Origin of the sequence: Dietzia cercidiphylli (genome assembly GCF_039531545.1) — a bacterium.
GTDB lineage: Bacteria > Actinomycetota > Actinomycetes > Mycobacteriales > Mycobacteriaceae > Dietzia > Dietzia natronolimnaea.
The window spans coordinates 84,341-99,663 of record NZ_BAAAQG010000015.1 but is presented as its reverse complement, the minus strand read 5'-3'; the positions used below and the strand labels follow the sequence as shown (position 1 = coordinate 99,663).

Sequence of the window (15,323 nt, the reverse complement as noted above, 5' to 3'; positions counted from 1 at the left end):
ATGGACTCACCGGCGCGCAGGGTCGAACCCGGGCCACGATGACGGCAGGATGGACAGAGTGCACCGCATCGACCTCAACTGCGACCTCGGGGAGGCCCGCCGGGGCACGCCGCGGTGGTCGCGGTCGCTGGCCGCGCGATCCGGGCCGGATCCCGCTGACGCGGCGCTGCTGGACGTGGTGACCTCCGCCAACGTCGCGTGCGGTTTCCATGCGGGCAACCGACCCACCATGTCCGCGACCGCCGCGGCCGCCGCCGAACGGGGCGTGGCGCTGGGTGCGCACCCGTCCTATAGGGACGCGGCGAACTTCGGGCGGACCGAGATGGAGCTCTCGCGCGCCGAGGTGGCCGACCACGTGCACTTCCAGCTGGTGGAGATGGACATGGCAGCCCGTCGCCGCGGGACTCGGGTGCGGTACGTCAAGCCCCACGGCGCCCTCTACAACCGTATCGTCCACGATTCGGAGCAGGCGGCCGGTGTTGTGGACGCCGTCCTCCGCTACGCCGAGCTCGCCGGTGAGGAGCCGCTGCCCATCCTGGGGCTGCCGGGGTCGGTGGTGCTCTCGCACGCCGGGTCGGTGGGGATCCCCGCCGTGACCGAGGCGTTCGCGGACCGCGGGTACCGCGCCGACGGGACGCTGGTCCCCCGCGGACGGCCCGGCGCGGTGCTCACCGACGCGGACGAGGTCGCCGCCCGCGTGGTGGCCATGGCGAGTGGGCGGGAGATCAGCGCCGACGACGGGACTCAGGTCGTGGTGACCGCGCAGTCGGTCTGTGTGCACGGGGACACCCCCGGTGCGCTCGGGTTGGCGCGTCGCGTCCGCCACGCGCTCGAGGTGGCCGGGGTGGAGGTGGCGCCGTTCGCGCAGCCGGTCGGCCGGCCCGTTCCCCGGCGACCGGGCCGGTAGGGGGGACGGGCCCCGGATGACGACGACGAGGATCCGCCGCTGCGGAGAGGCCGCGCTGTTGCTGGACTGTGCTGATCTGGCCGAGGCCATGGGAGTGGCCGGGTTGGTGGAGCGGCTGCACCCTGAGGCCGTGGACGTGGTGGCCGGGGCCCGCACGGTGCTGGTGACCGCGCGGGACGCCTCGGCGCTGCCCGCGCTGCGCCGCGGACTCGAAGAGCTGCTCGCCGGGGACCCCCGGGCCGAGCAACCTCAGGCCGAGTATCCCGGGGCCGAGCAACCTCAGGCCGAGCGTCCCGGGGCTGGGCGTGCCGGGGTGGAGCGTGCCGGGGTGGCGGGGTCGGACGTCGAGGTCCGCGAGGTGGTCCTCGATGTCCGCTACGACGGCCCCGACCTGGCCGACGTCGCGGATCTCGTCGGGGTCTCGACCGAGACCTTTGTACGCCAGCACACCTCGATCACCTGGCGGGCCGCCTTCGGGGGGTTCGCGCCCGGCTTCTTCTATCTCGTCGACGAGCGGGAGTTGATCGGCGGCGGCCCCGGTCCTCGTGGTCACGGCGGCGTAGCCGAACCGCTGCCGTCAGTGCCGCGGCTCGGGTCCCCACGTCCGAGGGTCCCGGCGGGGTCGGTGGGCATGGCCGACCGCTTCTGCGCGGTCTACCCGGGGGCCTCACCCGGCGGCTGGCGACTGATCGGGACCACTGACGCCCTGCTCTGGGATTCTGACCGGCCGGACCCGGCACTTCTGGCGCCCGGCGACCGCGTCCGGTTCAGGGCAGCCGGCCCACGGGACGTCCCGCGATGAGCCTCATGATCCTGCGGGCAGGCCCGGCGGCGCTGGTCCAGGACCTGGGCAGGCCGGGCCACGCCGCGCTGGGGGTCACCGGCTCGGGCGCCGCCGACCGGGCCGCCGCCGCGCTCGCCCTGCGCTGTCTCGGGACGGACCCCGGGGCAGCGGTGCTCGAGCTGCTGCTGGGCGGGTTGGTGCTCATGACGGACTCCCCGGCCGTGGTCGCGGTGACGGGGGCGCGGGGCCTCGTCGTCGTCACCACCTCCTCCGGTTCCCGACGGACCGCCGCCACGGGCGAGGTGTTGAGGCTGGACGCCGGCTCGACTCTCGAGATCGGCCGACCCGACACCGGGGTCCGCACCTACCTGGGAGTGCGCGGCGGGATCGAGGTCCCGCCGGTCCTGGGCAGTCGCTCGCGGGACACACTCTCCGGGCTCGGGCCGCCGCCCCTCGTGGCCGGCGACGTGCTGGCGGTGGGCGACGCCGTGGTGGGCCCCTGGGCGGATCACTGGCACGCGGCGGGAGGAGATCCCCGCGGTGTCATGGGTCCGCGCGGGGGCACCGGTCCGCGGGTGGGCGCGGGACCCGGCGGCCGGGGAGGTGGGCCGGACCCCGTCGTCCTCGACGTGATCCCCGGCCCGCGCGACGACCTGTTCCCGCCGGGGGCCTGGCGCGTCCTGGCGGAGACCGGGCACGTCAGCGGGCACGCGGACCGGGTGGGGGTGCGCATCGATCCGGCCGGACCCGTGCCCCGGTCGAGCACCCGCGAGATCCCCAGCGAGGGCATGGTGCGCGGCGCGGTGCAGGTCCCGGCCGACGGTTCACCGGTCGTGTTCGGACCCGACCACCCCGTCACGGGCGGGTACCCGGTGATCGGGGTGTTGACCTCGCGGTCGTCGGACGCACTGTCCCAACTCCTGCCGGGAGCGCCGGTGAGCTTCCGGAGGGTGTCGGAGTGACCGACTAGGGTGTGCCAGGCGGAACCAAGTACCCTGGACCGTTGGTGTGCGCGGAAATCACTGCCTGCGGGCCGGTTTTCGTCCCTCACCGAAAGACGACTCTCTTCGAGGTGAAAGCAGACCATGCCAGCGATCGTCCTGATCGGCGCCCAGTGGGGCGACGAGGGCAAGGGGAAGGCCACCGACATCCTGGGCGGCCGCGTCGAGTACGTGGTCAAGCCCAACGGCGGGAACAACGCCGGCCACACCGTGGTGGTGGGCGGAGAGAAGTACGAGCTCAAACTCCTCCCCGCCGGGATCCTCTCGCCCACCGCCGTGCCCGTGATCGGCAACGGCGTGGTGGTCAACCTCGAGGCGTTGTTCGAGGAGATCGACGGCCTCGAGGCCCGCGGCGCCGACACCTCGCGGCTGCGCATCTCCGCCGACGCCCACCTGGTGGCCCCGTACCACCAGGCGCTGGACAAGGTGACCGAGCGGTTCCTGGGCAAGAAGGCCATCGGTACCACCGGCCGCGGCATCGGCCCCACCTACGCCGACAAGGTCTCGCGGGTGGGGATCCGCGTGCAGGACGTCTTCGACGAGTCCATCCTGCGGCAGAAGATCGAGGGCGCGCTGCACCTCAAGAACCAGATCTTCGTGAAGATCTACAACCGCCGCGCGGTCGAGGTCGACGAGATGGTGGAGTACTTCCTCTCCTACGCCGACCGGCTTCGACCCATGGTCAGCGACACCACCCTCATGCTCAACCAGGCCCTGGAGCGCGGCGAGTCCGTGCTGATGGAGGGTGGCCAGGCCACCATGCTGGACGTCGACCACGGCACCTACCCGTTCGTCACCTCGTCCAACCCCACCGCCGGCGGCGCCTGCGTGGGGTCGGGCGTCGGGCCGACCAAGATCACCCACTCGCTGGGCATCGTCAAGGCGTACACCACGCGAGTGGGCGCCGGGCCGTTCCCGACCGAGCTCTTTGACAAGTGGGGCGAATACCTGCAGGTCACCGGCGGCGAGGTGGGCGTCAACACCGGCCGCACCCGGCGCTGCGGGTGGTACGACGCCGTGATCGCGCGCTACGCCGCCCGGGTCAACGGGTTCACCGACTACTTCCTCACCAAGCTCGACGTGCTCACCGGCATCGGCGAGATCCCCATCTGCGTGGCCTACGACGTCGACGGCGTCCGGCACGACGAGATGCCCATGTCGCAGACCGACTTCCACCACGCCACGCCGATCTACGAGACCATGCCCGGCTGGGAGGTCGACATCACCGGGGCGCGCGAGTTCAGCGATCTGCCGCCGGAGGCCCGCGCCTACGTGCTACGGCTCGAGGAGCTGGCCGGTTGCCACATGTCGTACATCGGGGTGGGCCCGGGCCGCGACCAGAACGTGGTGCGGCGCGACATCCTGAGCTGAGGGGGGCAAGTGCTGAGGTGCTGGCGCCCGCTGTCCTCACATCGGCTGGCTCGCCCAGAGTGACGATTGGCGGGGTTCGACGTCCGAATCCCCACGGCGCGCCGAATGCGTGGTTGTATTCACCTCAGTCCGGGCTCAATTGCCAGCGGGAGAGGCGGGCCGCTCAGAGCGGTCATCCCACGGGATCCATCCCTCGCCTGTCTATCGCGGGCGGAAGGACACTCTCGTGCGCGTGAACCGAGTCGTATCCGTAGCTGCCACAGTCGCCCTCGGGGCCGCCGCTGTGTGTGGAGGCGCCGGGATCGCCCGGGGACAGTCAGTCGACACGGGTTCGGCCACCGCCGGTTCGGTCGCCCCGCGGGCCCTCACACTGTCGCTCGACTCGACTGACGCGGATGGCGCTGCCGGCTCGCTGGTCAACAACACCGACCTGGACGTCGAGTGCGAACTGCTCGTGGGTCCGGCCGCACTGATCCGCAGCCTCGAGGAAAATCTCGCAGCCGGGGGCGGACTGGACGGGCCCGAGGGGTACGCCGACGCGCTTGTCGCCGCGACCACCGCCGGGACCGTCCGCGCTGACCTGCTTGAACTCTCGGGTGGCGAATCCGGCACTTGGCAGGTCGAGTTGTCCGCCGTCGAGGACTTCGCCGCAGGCGTCATGGCGCTGTGTGCCCACGAGTATCTCTACGTGTACGAGTTCACGTACGAGTCCGATGGGGGAGGGTCGCTGGACCTCGGGGCGCTCACGCTTGGGTCCGCGGTGCTCGGCTCGAGCGGATCTCCCGACACCAGATAACTTGTCCGGGCCGCGGTCACCTCGACTCGTCGGTCGATCCCGGCAGGTCGATTCCGTCAGCTCGGCAGTCCCGGGATCTGCGGTAACGGAAACGCCCCGCCGGCCACGCCCGCGCCGACAGCCAGAGCTATGGAGACTCCGACTCCCGCGAGGATGAGCAGGCCGGCTCCGACGATGGGGTTGTCGAGCGAGCCACCGTCCGCGGACCCGGAAGCCTGCGCGACGTAGGCCACGTGGCCCTGCTGCGCGGGTGCAGGAGCGGCGTAAGCGGGGGCCACGGCCACGGTGGTGGCGGCGGTCAGAGCGAGAGCGGCGGCAGCGGTGGCCGTTCGGGTCATGATCATGTCCGCATTATCGCTTCAGGGCCGTCCCGCATTACCTGCTGTCTCGCCGTTCGCGGAACAGTCTCGAGCGCCCGACCCCGAGCGCCCGGCCCCGACCCCGAGCGCCCGGCCCCGACCCCGAGCGCCCGGCCCGGCGATTCGGCGCGTTCTCGAAGGTATCGGCCGGGTGAGTCCGTTCCAGAACTCGCCGAAGATGTTCGAATCGAGATGAGTTCTCGCGGTTCGCTCGTAGTCGCTCCTGATCGGGAGCTTCCATCGACGCGGTCGCTGTGACCGCGTTCAGGCTGTGGATGGTCGTCCGCTTCGTCCACAGCGGGCCGATTACGCCCCGATAACCGAGCCCCCGCGTAGCACCATGCGGTCATGCCACCGACACACTCAGACCCTGCGCGCTCAGACCCTGCGCGACCGCCGAGGCGTGAGGCGGCCTTCGTCAGAGCCGTCTACGGTGGCGAGCCGTTCCTGGTCAACAGCGCACTGGCTGCGGGGATCCTCACAAGACAGGATCTGCGCACCCGCTTCCGTCGACTGCACCCGAGGGTCTACGTGCGAGCGTCAGCCGAACTCGACCCGGCGCAGAAGATCCGCGCGGCCTGGCTATGGGGTGGCCCACGCTCGGTGATCTGCGGGGGCGCCGCCGGGCACCTGGCCGGGGAGGCGTACTTCGGGGAGGAGCTAGTTCGCGACGAGGTCCAGCTCTGGAGGCCGACCTGGCGCAGGGCCCCGCCCGGGATCGTCGTCCGCAAGTGGACCGCCACTCCCGACCATCTGCTGTGGCAGGGGATGGCCGTGACGACCCCCGCCAGGACCGCAATCGACCTCGCCCGGCATATGGCGTCTGATGTCCGGGCGGTCGCGGCGCTCGATTCCATGTGTCGCACAGGCGGCACTGATCCGGATGCGATCGCGGCGGCGGCGTTCGCCATGGCAGGTCAGACCGGGGTCCGTCGTGTGCTGGGGTTGCTGCCCGCCGTGGATCCGTTGGCCGAGTCGCCCAAGGAGTCCGAACTGCGGTTGATCATGGGGGCGACTGATCTGCCGGTGTTCGAGTCGCAGGTCGAGGTGCGAGATGAGTCCGGCGCGCTGGTGTCGCGACTCGACCTGGGTAACCGCCGGTGGAAGGTCGGGTTGCAGTACGACGGCAACGAGCATCTGACCCGGGCCCGTCGAGACGGCGATTCCGTGGCGATGCTGCGGCTGGCGTCACTGGGATGGGAGGTGAGGCGGGTGACACAAGGTCTGCTGCACACCCCGCGGACGCTCACCAGATTCGTTCGCGGGGCCTTCGAGAAGCAGGGCTGGGAGCATTCCGTGTGACCCGGTCGCATTCACTGAATCCCGGTCACGTTCTGGGACGGGCCCACTCGGCCGATGCATCCAGGATCGCGCCGGATCGGGGTGGCCGCCGGATCGAGGTGGCCGCCGGATCGGGGATGGCCGGCGGGTGGCGACAGGCGGGTGGCGACAGGCGGGGTCGCGATCTCTAGGGCAATTGGCGGAACGCGTTGCGGAGAGCTGCCACGGCCTCCTCGGCGTCGAATCCCGAGCCCGCTGCACGTTCGGCGAACTCCTCCGCGGCCCGGGCCAGTACCGCGCCGGGCAGATCGGCCGCCGAGACGAACGTCCCCGAGCGGCCGCGGCCCTCCAGTACCCCCGACTCCTCGAGTTCGCGGTAGACCTTGGCGGCGGTGGCGCTGGAGACGCCGACCTCCTCCGCGAGCGTGCGCACGGCGGGCAGCCGAGTCCCTGCGGTGAGCACCCCACGCCGGACGCCCTCGACTATCTGCCCCTTGAGTTGGCGGAACGGCGGCTCCGCCGAGGCGGGGTCCACGGCCAGGGTCATCCCGGCCACCCGGGAGCCCGAACCCGGCGTGCGGGAGCCTGAACCCGGCGTGCGGGAGCCACTGCCCGGCGAGTGAGGAGTGGCTCCCGGCCCCGACCCGCTCATGGTCAGGCCCAGACCTGCTCGACCGGAGTCACCTCATGCGGCGGCGCGGCCGGGACGGCAGGCGCCGGGGTGCGCGAGAAGCGCGGCGCGGGCGCCGGCCCCATGTCCCCGGCGACCTCGACGAAGGTCTCCCTCGCCGTCATGTGGGGATGGGACAGCGCCTCGGTGTAGGTCAGCACCGGGGTCGTGCAGGCGTCGGTGCCGTAGAACAGCTCGGCCCACTCGTCGCGGGGCTTCCCGGCGAACTTCCCGGCGATGATCTCGCGCAGCTCGTCCCAGCGGTCCATGTCGAACTGCCCGGGCATGTCCTCGCCGTCGATGCCCATCAGTCGCGCGAACTCCGCGTAGAACTGCGGCTCGAGGCAGCCCACGGCCATGAACTTGCCGTCCGAGCAGGTGTACACGTCGTAGAACGGGAACCCGGTGTCGAGCATGTTGGTCCCGGCGACGTCCGACCACTGGTCGCGGGCGCGCATGGCCCACTGGAACTGGCCCAGCACGGAGGCGCCGTCGGTCATGGCGGTGTCGATGACCTGACCCTTGCCTGAGGTGGCGCGCTCGATGATCGCGGCGAGGATGCCCTGGATGAGGAACATCGACCCGCCTCCGAAGTCGCCGACCAGGTTGAGCGGCGGAACCGGGCGCTCGCCCTTGCGGGCGGTGGCGTTGAGGTGCCCGGTGAGCGAGATGTAGTTGAGGTCGTGGCCGGCGGTGTGCGCGAGCGGGCCGTGCTGGCCCCAACCGGTCATCCGGGCGTAGACCAACCGCGGATTGGACTCGAGGCACTCGTCGGGGCCGAGGCCCATGCGCTCGGTGACCCCGGGGCGGAAGCCCTCGACCAGCACGTCGGACTTGGCGATCAGGCCCCGGACCTGCGCCAGCCCGTCCTCGCTCTTGAGGTCGGCCTCCACCACGGTCCGGCCCCGCCGGGTGATGTGCGCCCAGCCGTCGGCGGACCTGGCGAGCTCACCGGGGCGCATGACGGTCACGACGTCGGCGCCCAGGTCGGCGAGCATCATGCACGCGTGGGGGCCGGGGCCGATTCCGTTGAGTTCGACGACGCGGATGCCGGCCAGGGGGCCGGAGGAGGCAGTGGTCACAGGTGTGCCCTTTCGTGTGGCGTTGCACACACGTTATCTTCTGCCGGTCCGCGGGAGCGGGGGAGCACGCGATAGAGGCCGGCGACGGAGGTCTACTAGCGTGGGCGCCATGACCGCAGCGCACGATCCCCTCGCCCCGCCAGTCGTCGACCGCTTCGGCACGCCGGGCACCCCGGACGCGACCCGAGTGATGCTGCTGGGCTCCGGCGAGCTGGGCAAGGAGGTGACGATCGCGCTGCAGCGCCTGGGGGTCGAGGTGATCGCGGTGGACCGCTACGCGGGCGCCCCCGCCCACCAGGTCGCCCACCGCAGCCACACGATCGACATGACCGACTCGGGCGAGGTGCGCCGGGTGGTGGAACTCGAGAAGCCGCAGGTGATCCTGCCGGAGATCGAGGCCATCGCCACCGCCGCGCTGGCGCAGATCGAGCAGGACGGGCTGGCCCGTGTCGTGCCCACCGCCCGCGCAGTGCAGCTGACCATGGACCGCGAGGGCATCCGCCGCCTGGCGGCCGAGGAGCTGGGTCTGCCCACGAGCCGCTACGCGTTCGCCTCCTCGCTGGAGGAGCTGCAGGAGGCGTGCGCTCAGATCGGGTTCCCGTGCCTGGTCAAGCCCACGATGTCGTCGTCGGGAAAGGGACAGTCCTCCCTCCACGGCCCCGAGGACGTGGAGGCGGCGTGGACCTACGCCCAGTCCGGTGCGCGGGTGACGGGGGCGCGCGTGATCGTGGAGTCGTTCGTGGACTTCGAGTACGAGATCACCCTGCTCACCGTCCGCAGCGTGGACCCGGCCACCGGCGCGATCCGGACCGACTTCTGCGAGCCGATCGGTCACCGGCAGGAGCGCGGCGACTACGTCGAATCGTGGCAGCCGCAGGCCATGACGCAGGACGCCTACGACTCGGCGCGCTCGGTGGCAGCGCGGGTGACGGGCGCGCTCGGCGGGGTCGGGGTGTTCGGGGTGGAGCTGTTCGTGCAGGGCGTGGACGTCTACTTCTCCGAGGTCAGCCCGCGGCCGCACGACACCGGCCTGGTGACGCTGCGCAGTCAGGTGCTCAGTGAGTTCGACATGCACGCGCGGGCCGTCCTGGGCCTGCCGGTGGTCACCACCATGTCCAGCCCGGGCGCGTCGGCGGTGATCTACGGCGGGTCCGGTATCGGCGGCGCCGGCCAGGACGGCTCCGCAGGCGGGACGGCCGAGGGGGTCGGGTTCGAGGGTGTGGCCCGCGCGCTCGCGGTGCCGGAGTCGGATCTGCGACTGTTCGGTAAGCCCTCGGCCAGCGAGTTCCGCCGCATGGGCGTGGCCGTGGCCACCGCCGAGGACGTGGAGACCGCGCGCGAGCGGGCCCGCGAGGCCGCCTCGCGTGTGACGGTGGTGAGGTAGGACGTGCGCCGCACCCCCGCAGGGTCGGGAGGCCTCCGGTAGATGACGACGACGAATTCGGTTGCCGACGAGGCCCGCGGGCTCCCGAAGGAACCGACGAGCCCCTGGATCCTGATTCTGGTCGTGGCCACCGTTGTGGTCTGGCTGGCGGTGCTGGCCTGGCAGGTGGTGGTCCTGCCGGAGCGCGTCCCTATTCACTTCGGCTCGGGCGGTGAGCCGGACGGCTGGTCCAGCAAGGCCGGCGCTCTGGCGTTCTCCTCGCTGCTGCCGCTCACGGTGTTTGTGTTGATCCCGCTCACGTCCCTGCTCGTTCTCCGGGCGCCCGAGTTCATCAACGGCCCCAACAAGGAGTGGTGGACGGCCACAGCGCCGAGGCTGCGCAGGTTCGAGCGGCTGGTTCGTGAGGACCTGTGGCTGATCGTGGTGGTCACACTCGCGCTCCTGGTGGCGATGCAGGTGGGGATCGTGATCGCCGTCGATGCGCCGGGACAGCGTATACCGGAGGAGTTCCTGTTCGGCGGGATGGCGGTGTTCGGCGTCGGGCTCGTCGCGGTGATGGTGCGCATGTACGCCGGCAACCGGTACGCCGAGCAACCCGACCTGGACTGAGCCTGTGGATGGTCGTCCGATCTATCCACCGACCCCTCTCGCGGGCCGGATCCGGCGCGGCCGCGCCCCTAGCGTGGATCCCCGAGCGGCCCGGACTGTCGGGCCCGGAGGGGGCGGGACTGATGGCGGGATCGAGCGGGTCGGGACCTGTGGCCGCGGCGCTGGTGGCGTTCGAGCGGGTCGCGGTGGTGGCCGAGGCGGCCCGGGTTCGTGAGGCCGGGGTGCGTGCGGCCGACCAGGCGGGATCGCTGGCCGCGGCGCTCGAGCAGGCGGCTGCCGCGGCGGGCGGGACGGGGGCCGGGCCGCCCGGTGGGGTGCTCAGCGGGGCGGCCCTGGCGGAGTGCGCGGCGTTGCTGGTGCGCAGGGCTCGGGACGGGGTCCAGGAGACAGAACAGATCGCCGGTCGCATGGAGAGCGCGGCCGAGCTGCTGGTCGGGGTCGACGAGGAGGTGGCCCGGGGTGTCGCCGGCGCAGGGGGCTGAGGCGCTGGTCGTGGCCCTCGACCACGCCGAATCCCGGGCCGCGGCGGTGGGGCGGGAGATCGCCGACACGGCAGCGGACCTGGACTCGGTGGGCCGCAGGCTCGGAGGGGCCGGCGGCTGGTCCGGCCACGCGGGGGCGCGGGCCCGCGGGCGCGTGGGGGACGCCGCCGCCGAGGCCAGGATGGTCTCCGGAGCCTGCCTCTACCTGGCGGACGTGCTGCGGGTGGAGGGCTCGAGACTGTCGAGGGCCCTGATCAACTGGGCGGACGACGAGCGCGAGCGCCCGGGCGGGGGCGACGTCACGGAGGTTCGGGATGCCGATCTGGCCCTGGCGGTACGACTGCGCGACGCGGCCGACTCCCTCGCCGGTTACTCGGACGCCGCGACCGTGGCCTGCCTCGACCTGTCCGGAACGACCGACGACGATCCCCGCGCCGTGGCCGGGCTGTGGCACTCCCTCGGTCCGGCGGAGAGGGAACGACTCGCCCGCGACCACCCGGAGCTGGGGTCGGTGGCCGGGTTGTCCTCCGCCACGCGGGACGCGATCAACCGGACGCGACTGCGCAGGCTCGCGGAGTGGGGGACGACCCCCGGGCTCGTCGCACTGGGCGAGCACCTCGCCGAGGACCCCGATCGGCACCTGCTGGCACTGCACCCGGACGGTCGCGCCGTGGTGGCGAGCGGGGATCCCGACGGCGCTGACAGCGTGGTCACGCTGATCCCCGGCACGGGCTCGTCGGTCGAGTCGATCGATCGCACCTCCGAGCGCGCGGGGGCGGTGTGCGACGCGGGTGCGGACCCGGCCACCGGGTCGTGCGTCTCCGTGTCGTGGCAGGGCTACGACGCCCCGGGGGACCTCGCCGCGGCCGGGTTCTCGGCGGCGCCCGCGCGTGCGCATGCCCAGGACCTGCGGACCTTCGCGGCGGGCCTGGACGCGGTCGAGAGCATGGACGGCGTGGACTCCCCGCACACCGCGGTGGGTTACAGCTACGGCTCGGCGGTCCTGGGTTCCGCTGCGGCGGACCCGCGCGGACTGGCCGCGGACCGGATGATCCACGTGGGCAGTCCCGGCGCGACCGTCGACTCGGTGGCGGACCAGTGGGTCGACGAGGGCGGGACCGCGCGACCGGCCGGGGAGCAGGAGGTGGTGGGCGTGGCCTCGCGGTGGGATCCGGTGCCGTGGTGGTCGTCCACCGGGGTGTTGGGTGCGCGGCCGGGGACGGAGGAGTTCGGGGGGCTCAGGGTGGACGTGACCGAGCCGGGATCCGGACCCGCATCGACCCGGGGCGCGCACTCGGCCTACTTCGACCGCGGGACCGTGTCGCTGGCGGAGATCGGCAGGCTCGTGGCGGGCCGCGAGTGACCGCCGGATCGCCAGAGGCCCGCCTCTAGGGGGTGTCGGTGTCGGGGGAGTCCGCGCGCACGCGGGCCGCAACGAGCATCTCCTCCCGCCCCCCGAGCTTGGTGCGCTCGCGGCCCGCCTCCTGGCCCAGGGCACGCTCGCGGGAGTCGATCGCCGCCCACCCGGTCCCGTCGATCACGGACACGCCCCGCTCGGCGAGCAGGTCGCGGACGGCCTGCGGGTCGGTGTCGGCGGGGTCGAAGAGGGTGCCGGCCTCGATGTCGTCGGTGAGGGCGTGCACCGTGTCCACCGCGCAGTGGCGGTTGGTGCCGATCACGCCGGTGGGCCCGCGCTTGACCCACCCGGCGACGAACAGCCCCTGCACGGGCTCCCCGCCGGGTTCGGTGAGCACCCGGCCGCCGTCGTTGGGGATGGTGGCGGTCCGGTCGTCGAAGGGCACGCCCTCCAGCGCGTCGGAGCGGTATCCGACAGCGCGGTAGACGGCGTCGACGGCGAGCTCCTCGAACTCGCCGGTGGGGCGCACCCGGGTCCCGTCCGGCTCGGTGCGCTCCAGCCGGAGGCCGGTCACGAACCCGTCGGGGCCGAGGATCTCGACGGGACTGCGGTGGAAGCGGAAACGCACCACGCGCCCGCCGGCGGCGAGCGCGGCCTCCTCGGCCGCGTCGGCGGACTCGTGACCCGCCTCCGCCTGCGCGGATGCCCACTTGGCCAGCTGATCGCAGACCTGCCCGGCCCGGCGATCGTGTTCCAGGTGGTCGCGCGCCTCGTCGTCGTACTCCAGGTCGGCCGGGTCCACCACGATGGTGACACCCTCCACCTTGTCCATCTCCCGCAGCTCCAGGGGGGTGAACTTGGCGTAGGCCGGGCCGCGGCGGCCGGTCACGGTGACGACGCGGGTGGCGCTGGTGCCGAAGCCCTCGCGGACGTGCTCGGGGATGTCGGTGGCCTCGAGCTGCTCGGGCGTGCGCACCAGCATCCGCGCGATGTCGAGCGCGACGTTGCCCACGCCCACCACGGCGGCGCGTTCGGCGGTCAGGGCCCAGTTGCGGTCGGCGTCCGGGTGGCCGTCGTACCAGGTGACGAACTGCGCGGCCCCGAAGGAGCCCTCGAGGTGTTCGCCGGGGATGCCCAGTTCGCGGTCGGCGAGGGCGCCGGTGGCCAGGATGACGGCGTGGTAGAGCCGGGGGACGTCGTCCAGGGTGAGGTCGCGTCCGAACTCGACGTTGCCGAGGAAGCGGATCCGCGGGTCGGTGACGATCGACTCCAGGGTGCGGGCGATGCCCTTGATGCGAGGGTGGTCCGGGGCGACCCCGTGGCGCAGTAGGCCGTAGGGCACGGGCAGCTTGTCGATGCAGTCCACGACGATGTCCCTGCCGTGCTGGTCAGCCCACGCCAGGAGGGCCTCGCAGGCGTAGACGCCCGCCGGTCCGGAACCGACGACGGCCACTCGGACGGGGGCGGCGGAGGGGGTGGGGGACATGGCCCGATCATGGCACGGGGGCGCGCCCGGCGGACCTCGACCGGGCGGACTCGTGGCGGGGGGAGCATAATCAGGGCCCATGAGCGATTACGCCGGGGACCTCGGGCCGCAGCAGGCATGGGATCTTCTCGCCTCCGACCCCTCTGCCGTCCTGGTGGACGTGCGCACGAGCGCCGAGTGGCAGTGGGTCGGCGGCGCCGACCTGTCCCAGTTGGGCAGGCGCGCGGTGGGAATCGAGTGGATGACCTCGGCGGGCGAGCCCAACCACCGCTTCCTGGAGCAACTCGGCCAGGCGGGCGTGGACGCGGACACGCCGGTCCTGTTCCTGTGCCGCAGCGGGCACAGGTCGGCCGCCGCCGCGAGCGCCGCCACCGCCGCCGGTCTGGGCCCCGCCTACAACGTGGCCGAGGGATTCGAGGGCGACCCGGACGCGGCGGGCCACCGCGGTTCGGTCAACGGGTGGAAGGTCGCGGGACTGCCCTGGCGACAGTCCTGACCCGGCCCGGCCCGCCACCGCACCACCGACGACACTCAGAAAGCAGCGGATGAGAAACAACGAGCTCCCCGACGGACTCCACCCCGACACCCTGGGGGTGCGGGCCGGGCAGATGCGCACCGGTTTCGAGGAGACCGCCGAGCCGATGTTCCTCAACTCCGGCTACGTCTACTCCTCGGCGGAGGCGGCCGAGGCGTCGTTCAACGGGGACCTCCAGCGGTTCGTGTACTCCCGCTACGGCAACCCGACCGTGGCGATGTTCCAGGAGCGCCTGCGGCAGATCGAGGGCGCCGAGGCGTGCTTCGCCACCAGCTCCGGCATGTCGGCGGTGTTCGTCTCGCTGGCCGCGCTGCTGGGCAACGGCTCCCGGCTGGTGGCCTCCCGAGCGCTGTTCGGCTCGTGCTTCGTGATCTGCAACGAGATCCTGCCGCGCTGGGGCGTGGAGACGGTGTTCGTGGACGGCTCCGACCTGGACCAGTGGCGCGAGGCGCTCAGCGAGCCGACCGACGCCGTGTTCTTCGAGACCCCCTCCAACCCCATGCAGGAGCTGGTGGACGTGCGCGCGGTCTGCGAGCTGGCGCACGCGGCCGGCGCGCAGGTGGTGGTGGACAACGTCTTCGCCACCGTCCTGCACCAGAAGCCGCTCGAGCTGGGCGCGGACATCGTGGTCTACTCCACCACCAAGCACATCGACGGCCAGGGCCGCGTTCTGGGCGGGGCCGTGCTGGGGCCGGAGGAGTACATCTCCGGACCCGTGCAGAACCTGATGCGTCATGCCGGGTTCGGCATGAGCGCGTTCAACGCCTGGGTGCTGCTCAAGGGCCTGGAGACCATGAGCCTGCGGGTCGAGCGCATGTCCGCCAACGCGCTGGAGGTGGCGCAGTTCCTCGAGTCGCACGACGCGGTGGACTGGGTGCGGTACTCGATGCTGCCCTCGCACCCGCAGTACGACCTGGCCACCGAGCAGATGTCGGGCGGCGGATCGGTCGTGACGTTCGGCCTGAAGTTCGACGACGACGAGGTGGACCGGGGCAAGCAGCGTTGCTTCTCACTCCTCAACGCGCTGAGGGTCATCGACATCTCCAACAACCTCGGTGACGCCAAGTCCCTGGTGACCCATCCCGCGACCACCACCCATGCGTCCATGGAGCCGGAGGCGCGCGCCGCGGTGGGCATTACCGACAACGTAATCCGCCTCTCGGTGGGGTTGGAATTCGCCGGAGACCTCATCGAGGACTTGCGTAGGGGTCTAAACTAA

The 15,323-nt window shown here is 72.1% G+C and carries 16 protein-coding genes; 12 read left to right on the top strand and 4 right to left on the bottom strand.

What is annotated here, in order from left to right; genetic code table 11:
• The first annotated feature begins 49 nt into the window (after window positions 1-49).
• The 5 genes from ABD250_RS14505 (at window position 50) to ABD250_RS14485 (ending at window position 4,859) form a co-directional block, all read left to right on the top strand.
• The gene (locus ABD250_RS14505) at window positions 50-907 is read left to right on the top strand and encodes a LamB/YcsF family protein (protein WP_344392952.1); all 858 of its coding nucleotides are present in this window, start codon (window positions 50-52) and stop codon (window positions 905-907) included.
• A 16-nt stretch (window positions 908-923) separates the two neighbouring features.
• The gene (locus tag ABD250_RS14500) at window positions 924-1,709 is read left to right on the top strand and encodes a 5-oxoprolinase subunit B family protein (protein WP_344392949.1); all 786 of its coding nucleotides are present in this window, start codon (window positions 924-926) and stop codon (window positions 1,707-1,709) included.
• Complete coding sequence (locus ABD250_RS14495; RefSeq protein WP_179523497.1) at window positions 1,706-2,653, top strand: 5-oxoprolinase subunit C family protein; 948 nt, start codon at window positions 1,706-1,708, stop codon at window positions 2,651-2,653. Before ABD250_RS14500 ends, ABD250_RS14495 begins: the two co-directional genes overlap by 4 nt.
• Window positions 2,654-2,776: 123 nt before the next feature.
• On the top strand, window positions 2,777-4,063 hold the full coding sequence (locus ABD250_RS14490) for an adenylosuccinate synthase (protein WP_182658634.1): 1,287 nt from the start codon (window positions 2,777-2,779) through the stop codon (window positions 4,061-4,063).
• A gap of 232 nt (window positions 4,064-4,295) precedes the next feature.
• Entirely contained in the window at window positions 4,296-4,859 is a 564-nt protein-coding gene (locus tag ABD250_RS14485) for a hypothetical protein (protein WP_182658635.1), read from the top strand.
• A 56-nt stretch (window positions 4,860-4,915) separates the two neighbouring features.
• Here ABD250_RS14485 and ABD250_RS14480 read toward each other — a convergent pair whose 3' ends face one another.
• Window positions 4,916-5,203 carry a hypothetical protein gene (locus ABD250_RS14480; protein WP_179523494.1) on the bottom strand — a complete coding sequence of 96 codons (288 nt, stop codon included), beginning with the start codon at window positions 5,201-5,203 and terminating at the stop codon, window positions 4,916-4,918.
• A gap of 363 nt (window positions 5,204-5,566) precedes the next feature.
• Between ABD250_RS14480 and ABD250_RS14475 the strand changes: the two genes are divergently transcribed.
• On the top strand, window positions 5,567-6,520 hold the full coding sequence (locus ABD250_RS14475) for a hypothetical protein (RefSeq protein ID WP_182610590.1): 954 nt from the start codon (window positions 5,567-5,569) through the stop codon (window positions 6,518-6,520).
• A gap of 166 nt (window positions 6,521-6,686) precedes the next feature.
• Here the strand turns inward: ABD250_RS14475 and ABD250_RS14470 are convergent, their stop codons facing one another.
• A complete protein-coding gene (locus tag ABD250_RS14470) occupies window positions 6,687-7,151 on the bottom strand; it encodes a GntR family transcriptional regulator (protein WP_344392944.1) in 465 nt (154 codons plus the stop codon).
• Between the two features lie 2 nt (window positions 7,152-7,153).
• Window positions 7,154-8,251, bottom strand: a complete 1,098-nt coding sequence (locus tag ABD250_RS14465; RefSeq protein ID WP_182658530.1) for a CoA transferase — start codon at window positions 8,249-8,251, stop codon at window positions 7,154-7,156.
• Window positions 8,252-8,360: 109 nt separating this feature from the next.
• On the opposite strand from ABD250_RS14465, the gene purT reads away from it, so the two are divergent.
• The 4 genes from purT to ABD250_RS14445 all read left to right on the top strand — a co-directional run bounded on the left by purT (window position 8,361) and on the right by ABD250_RS14445 (window position 12,089).
• Window positions 8,361-9,635 (top strand): formate-dependent phosphoribosylglycinamide formyltransferase, encoded by a 1,275-nt coding sequence (purT, locus tag ABD250_RS14460; RefSeq protein ID WP_182658529.1) that lies wholly within the window; start codon window positions 8,361-8,363, stop codon window positions 9,633-9,635.
• A 42-nt stretch (window positions 9,636-9,677) separates the two neighbouring features.
• The gene (locus ABD250_RS14455) at window positions 9,678-10,244 is read left to right on the top strand and encodes a DUF1648 domain-containing protein (RefSeq protein WP_182658528.1); all 567 of its coding nucleotides are present in this window, start codon (window positions 9,678-9,680) and stop codon (window positions 10,242-10,244) included.
• A gap of 122 nt (window positions 10,245-10,366) precedes the next feature.
• On the top strand, window positions 10,367-10,726 hold the full coding sequence (locus ABD250_RS14450; protein WP_344392941.1) for a hypothetical protein: 360 nt from the start codon (window positions 10,367-10,369) through the stop codon (window positions 10,724-10,726).
• A complete protein-coding gene (locus tag ABD250_RS14445) occupies window positions 10,704-12,089 on the top strand; it encodes an alpha/beta hydrolase (protein ID WP_344392940.1) in 1,386 nt (461 codons plus the stop codon). The genes ABD250_RS14450 and ABD250_RS14445 overlap by 23 nt, the downstream gene beginning before the upstream one ends.
• 25 nt (window positions 12,090-12,114) lie before the next feature.
• On the opposite strand, the gene ABD250_RS14440 is transcribed toward ABD250_RS14445, so the two are convergent.
• Entirely contained in the window at window positions 12,115-13,569 is a 1,455-nt protein-coding gene (locus ABD250_RS14440; RefSeq protein ID WP_344392938.1) for an FAD-dependent oxidoreductase, read from the bottom strand.
• A gap of 79 nt (window positions 13,570-13,648) precedes the next feature.
• On the opposite strand from ABD250_RS14440, the gene ABD250_RS14435 reads away from it, so the two are divergent.
• Window positions 13,649-14,065 carry a rhodanese-like domain-containing protein gene (locus ABD250_RS14435; protein WP_182659057.1) on the top strand — a complete coding sequence of 139 codons (417 nt, stop codon included), beginning with the start codon at window positions 13,649-13,651 and terminating at the stop codon, window positions 14,063-14,065.
• Between the two features lie 49 nt (window positions 14,066-14,114).
• Window positions 14,115-15,323 (top strand): O-succinylhomoserine sulfhydrylase, encoded by a 1,209-nt coding sequence (locus tag ABD250_RS14430; RefSeq protein ID WP_182659056.1) that lies wholly within the window; start codon window positions 14,115-14,117, stop codon window positions 15,321-15,323.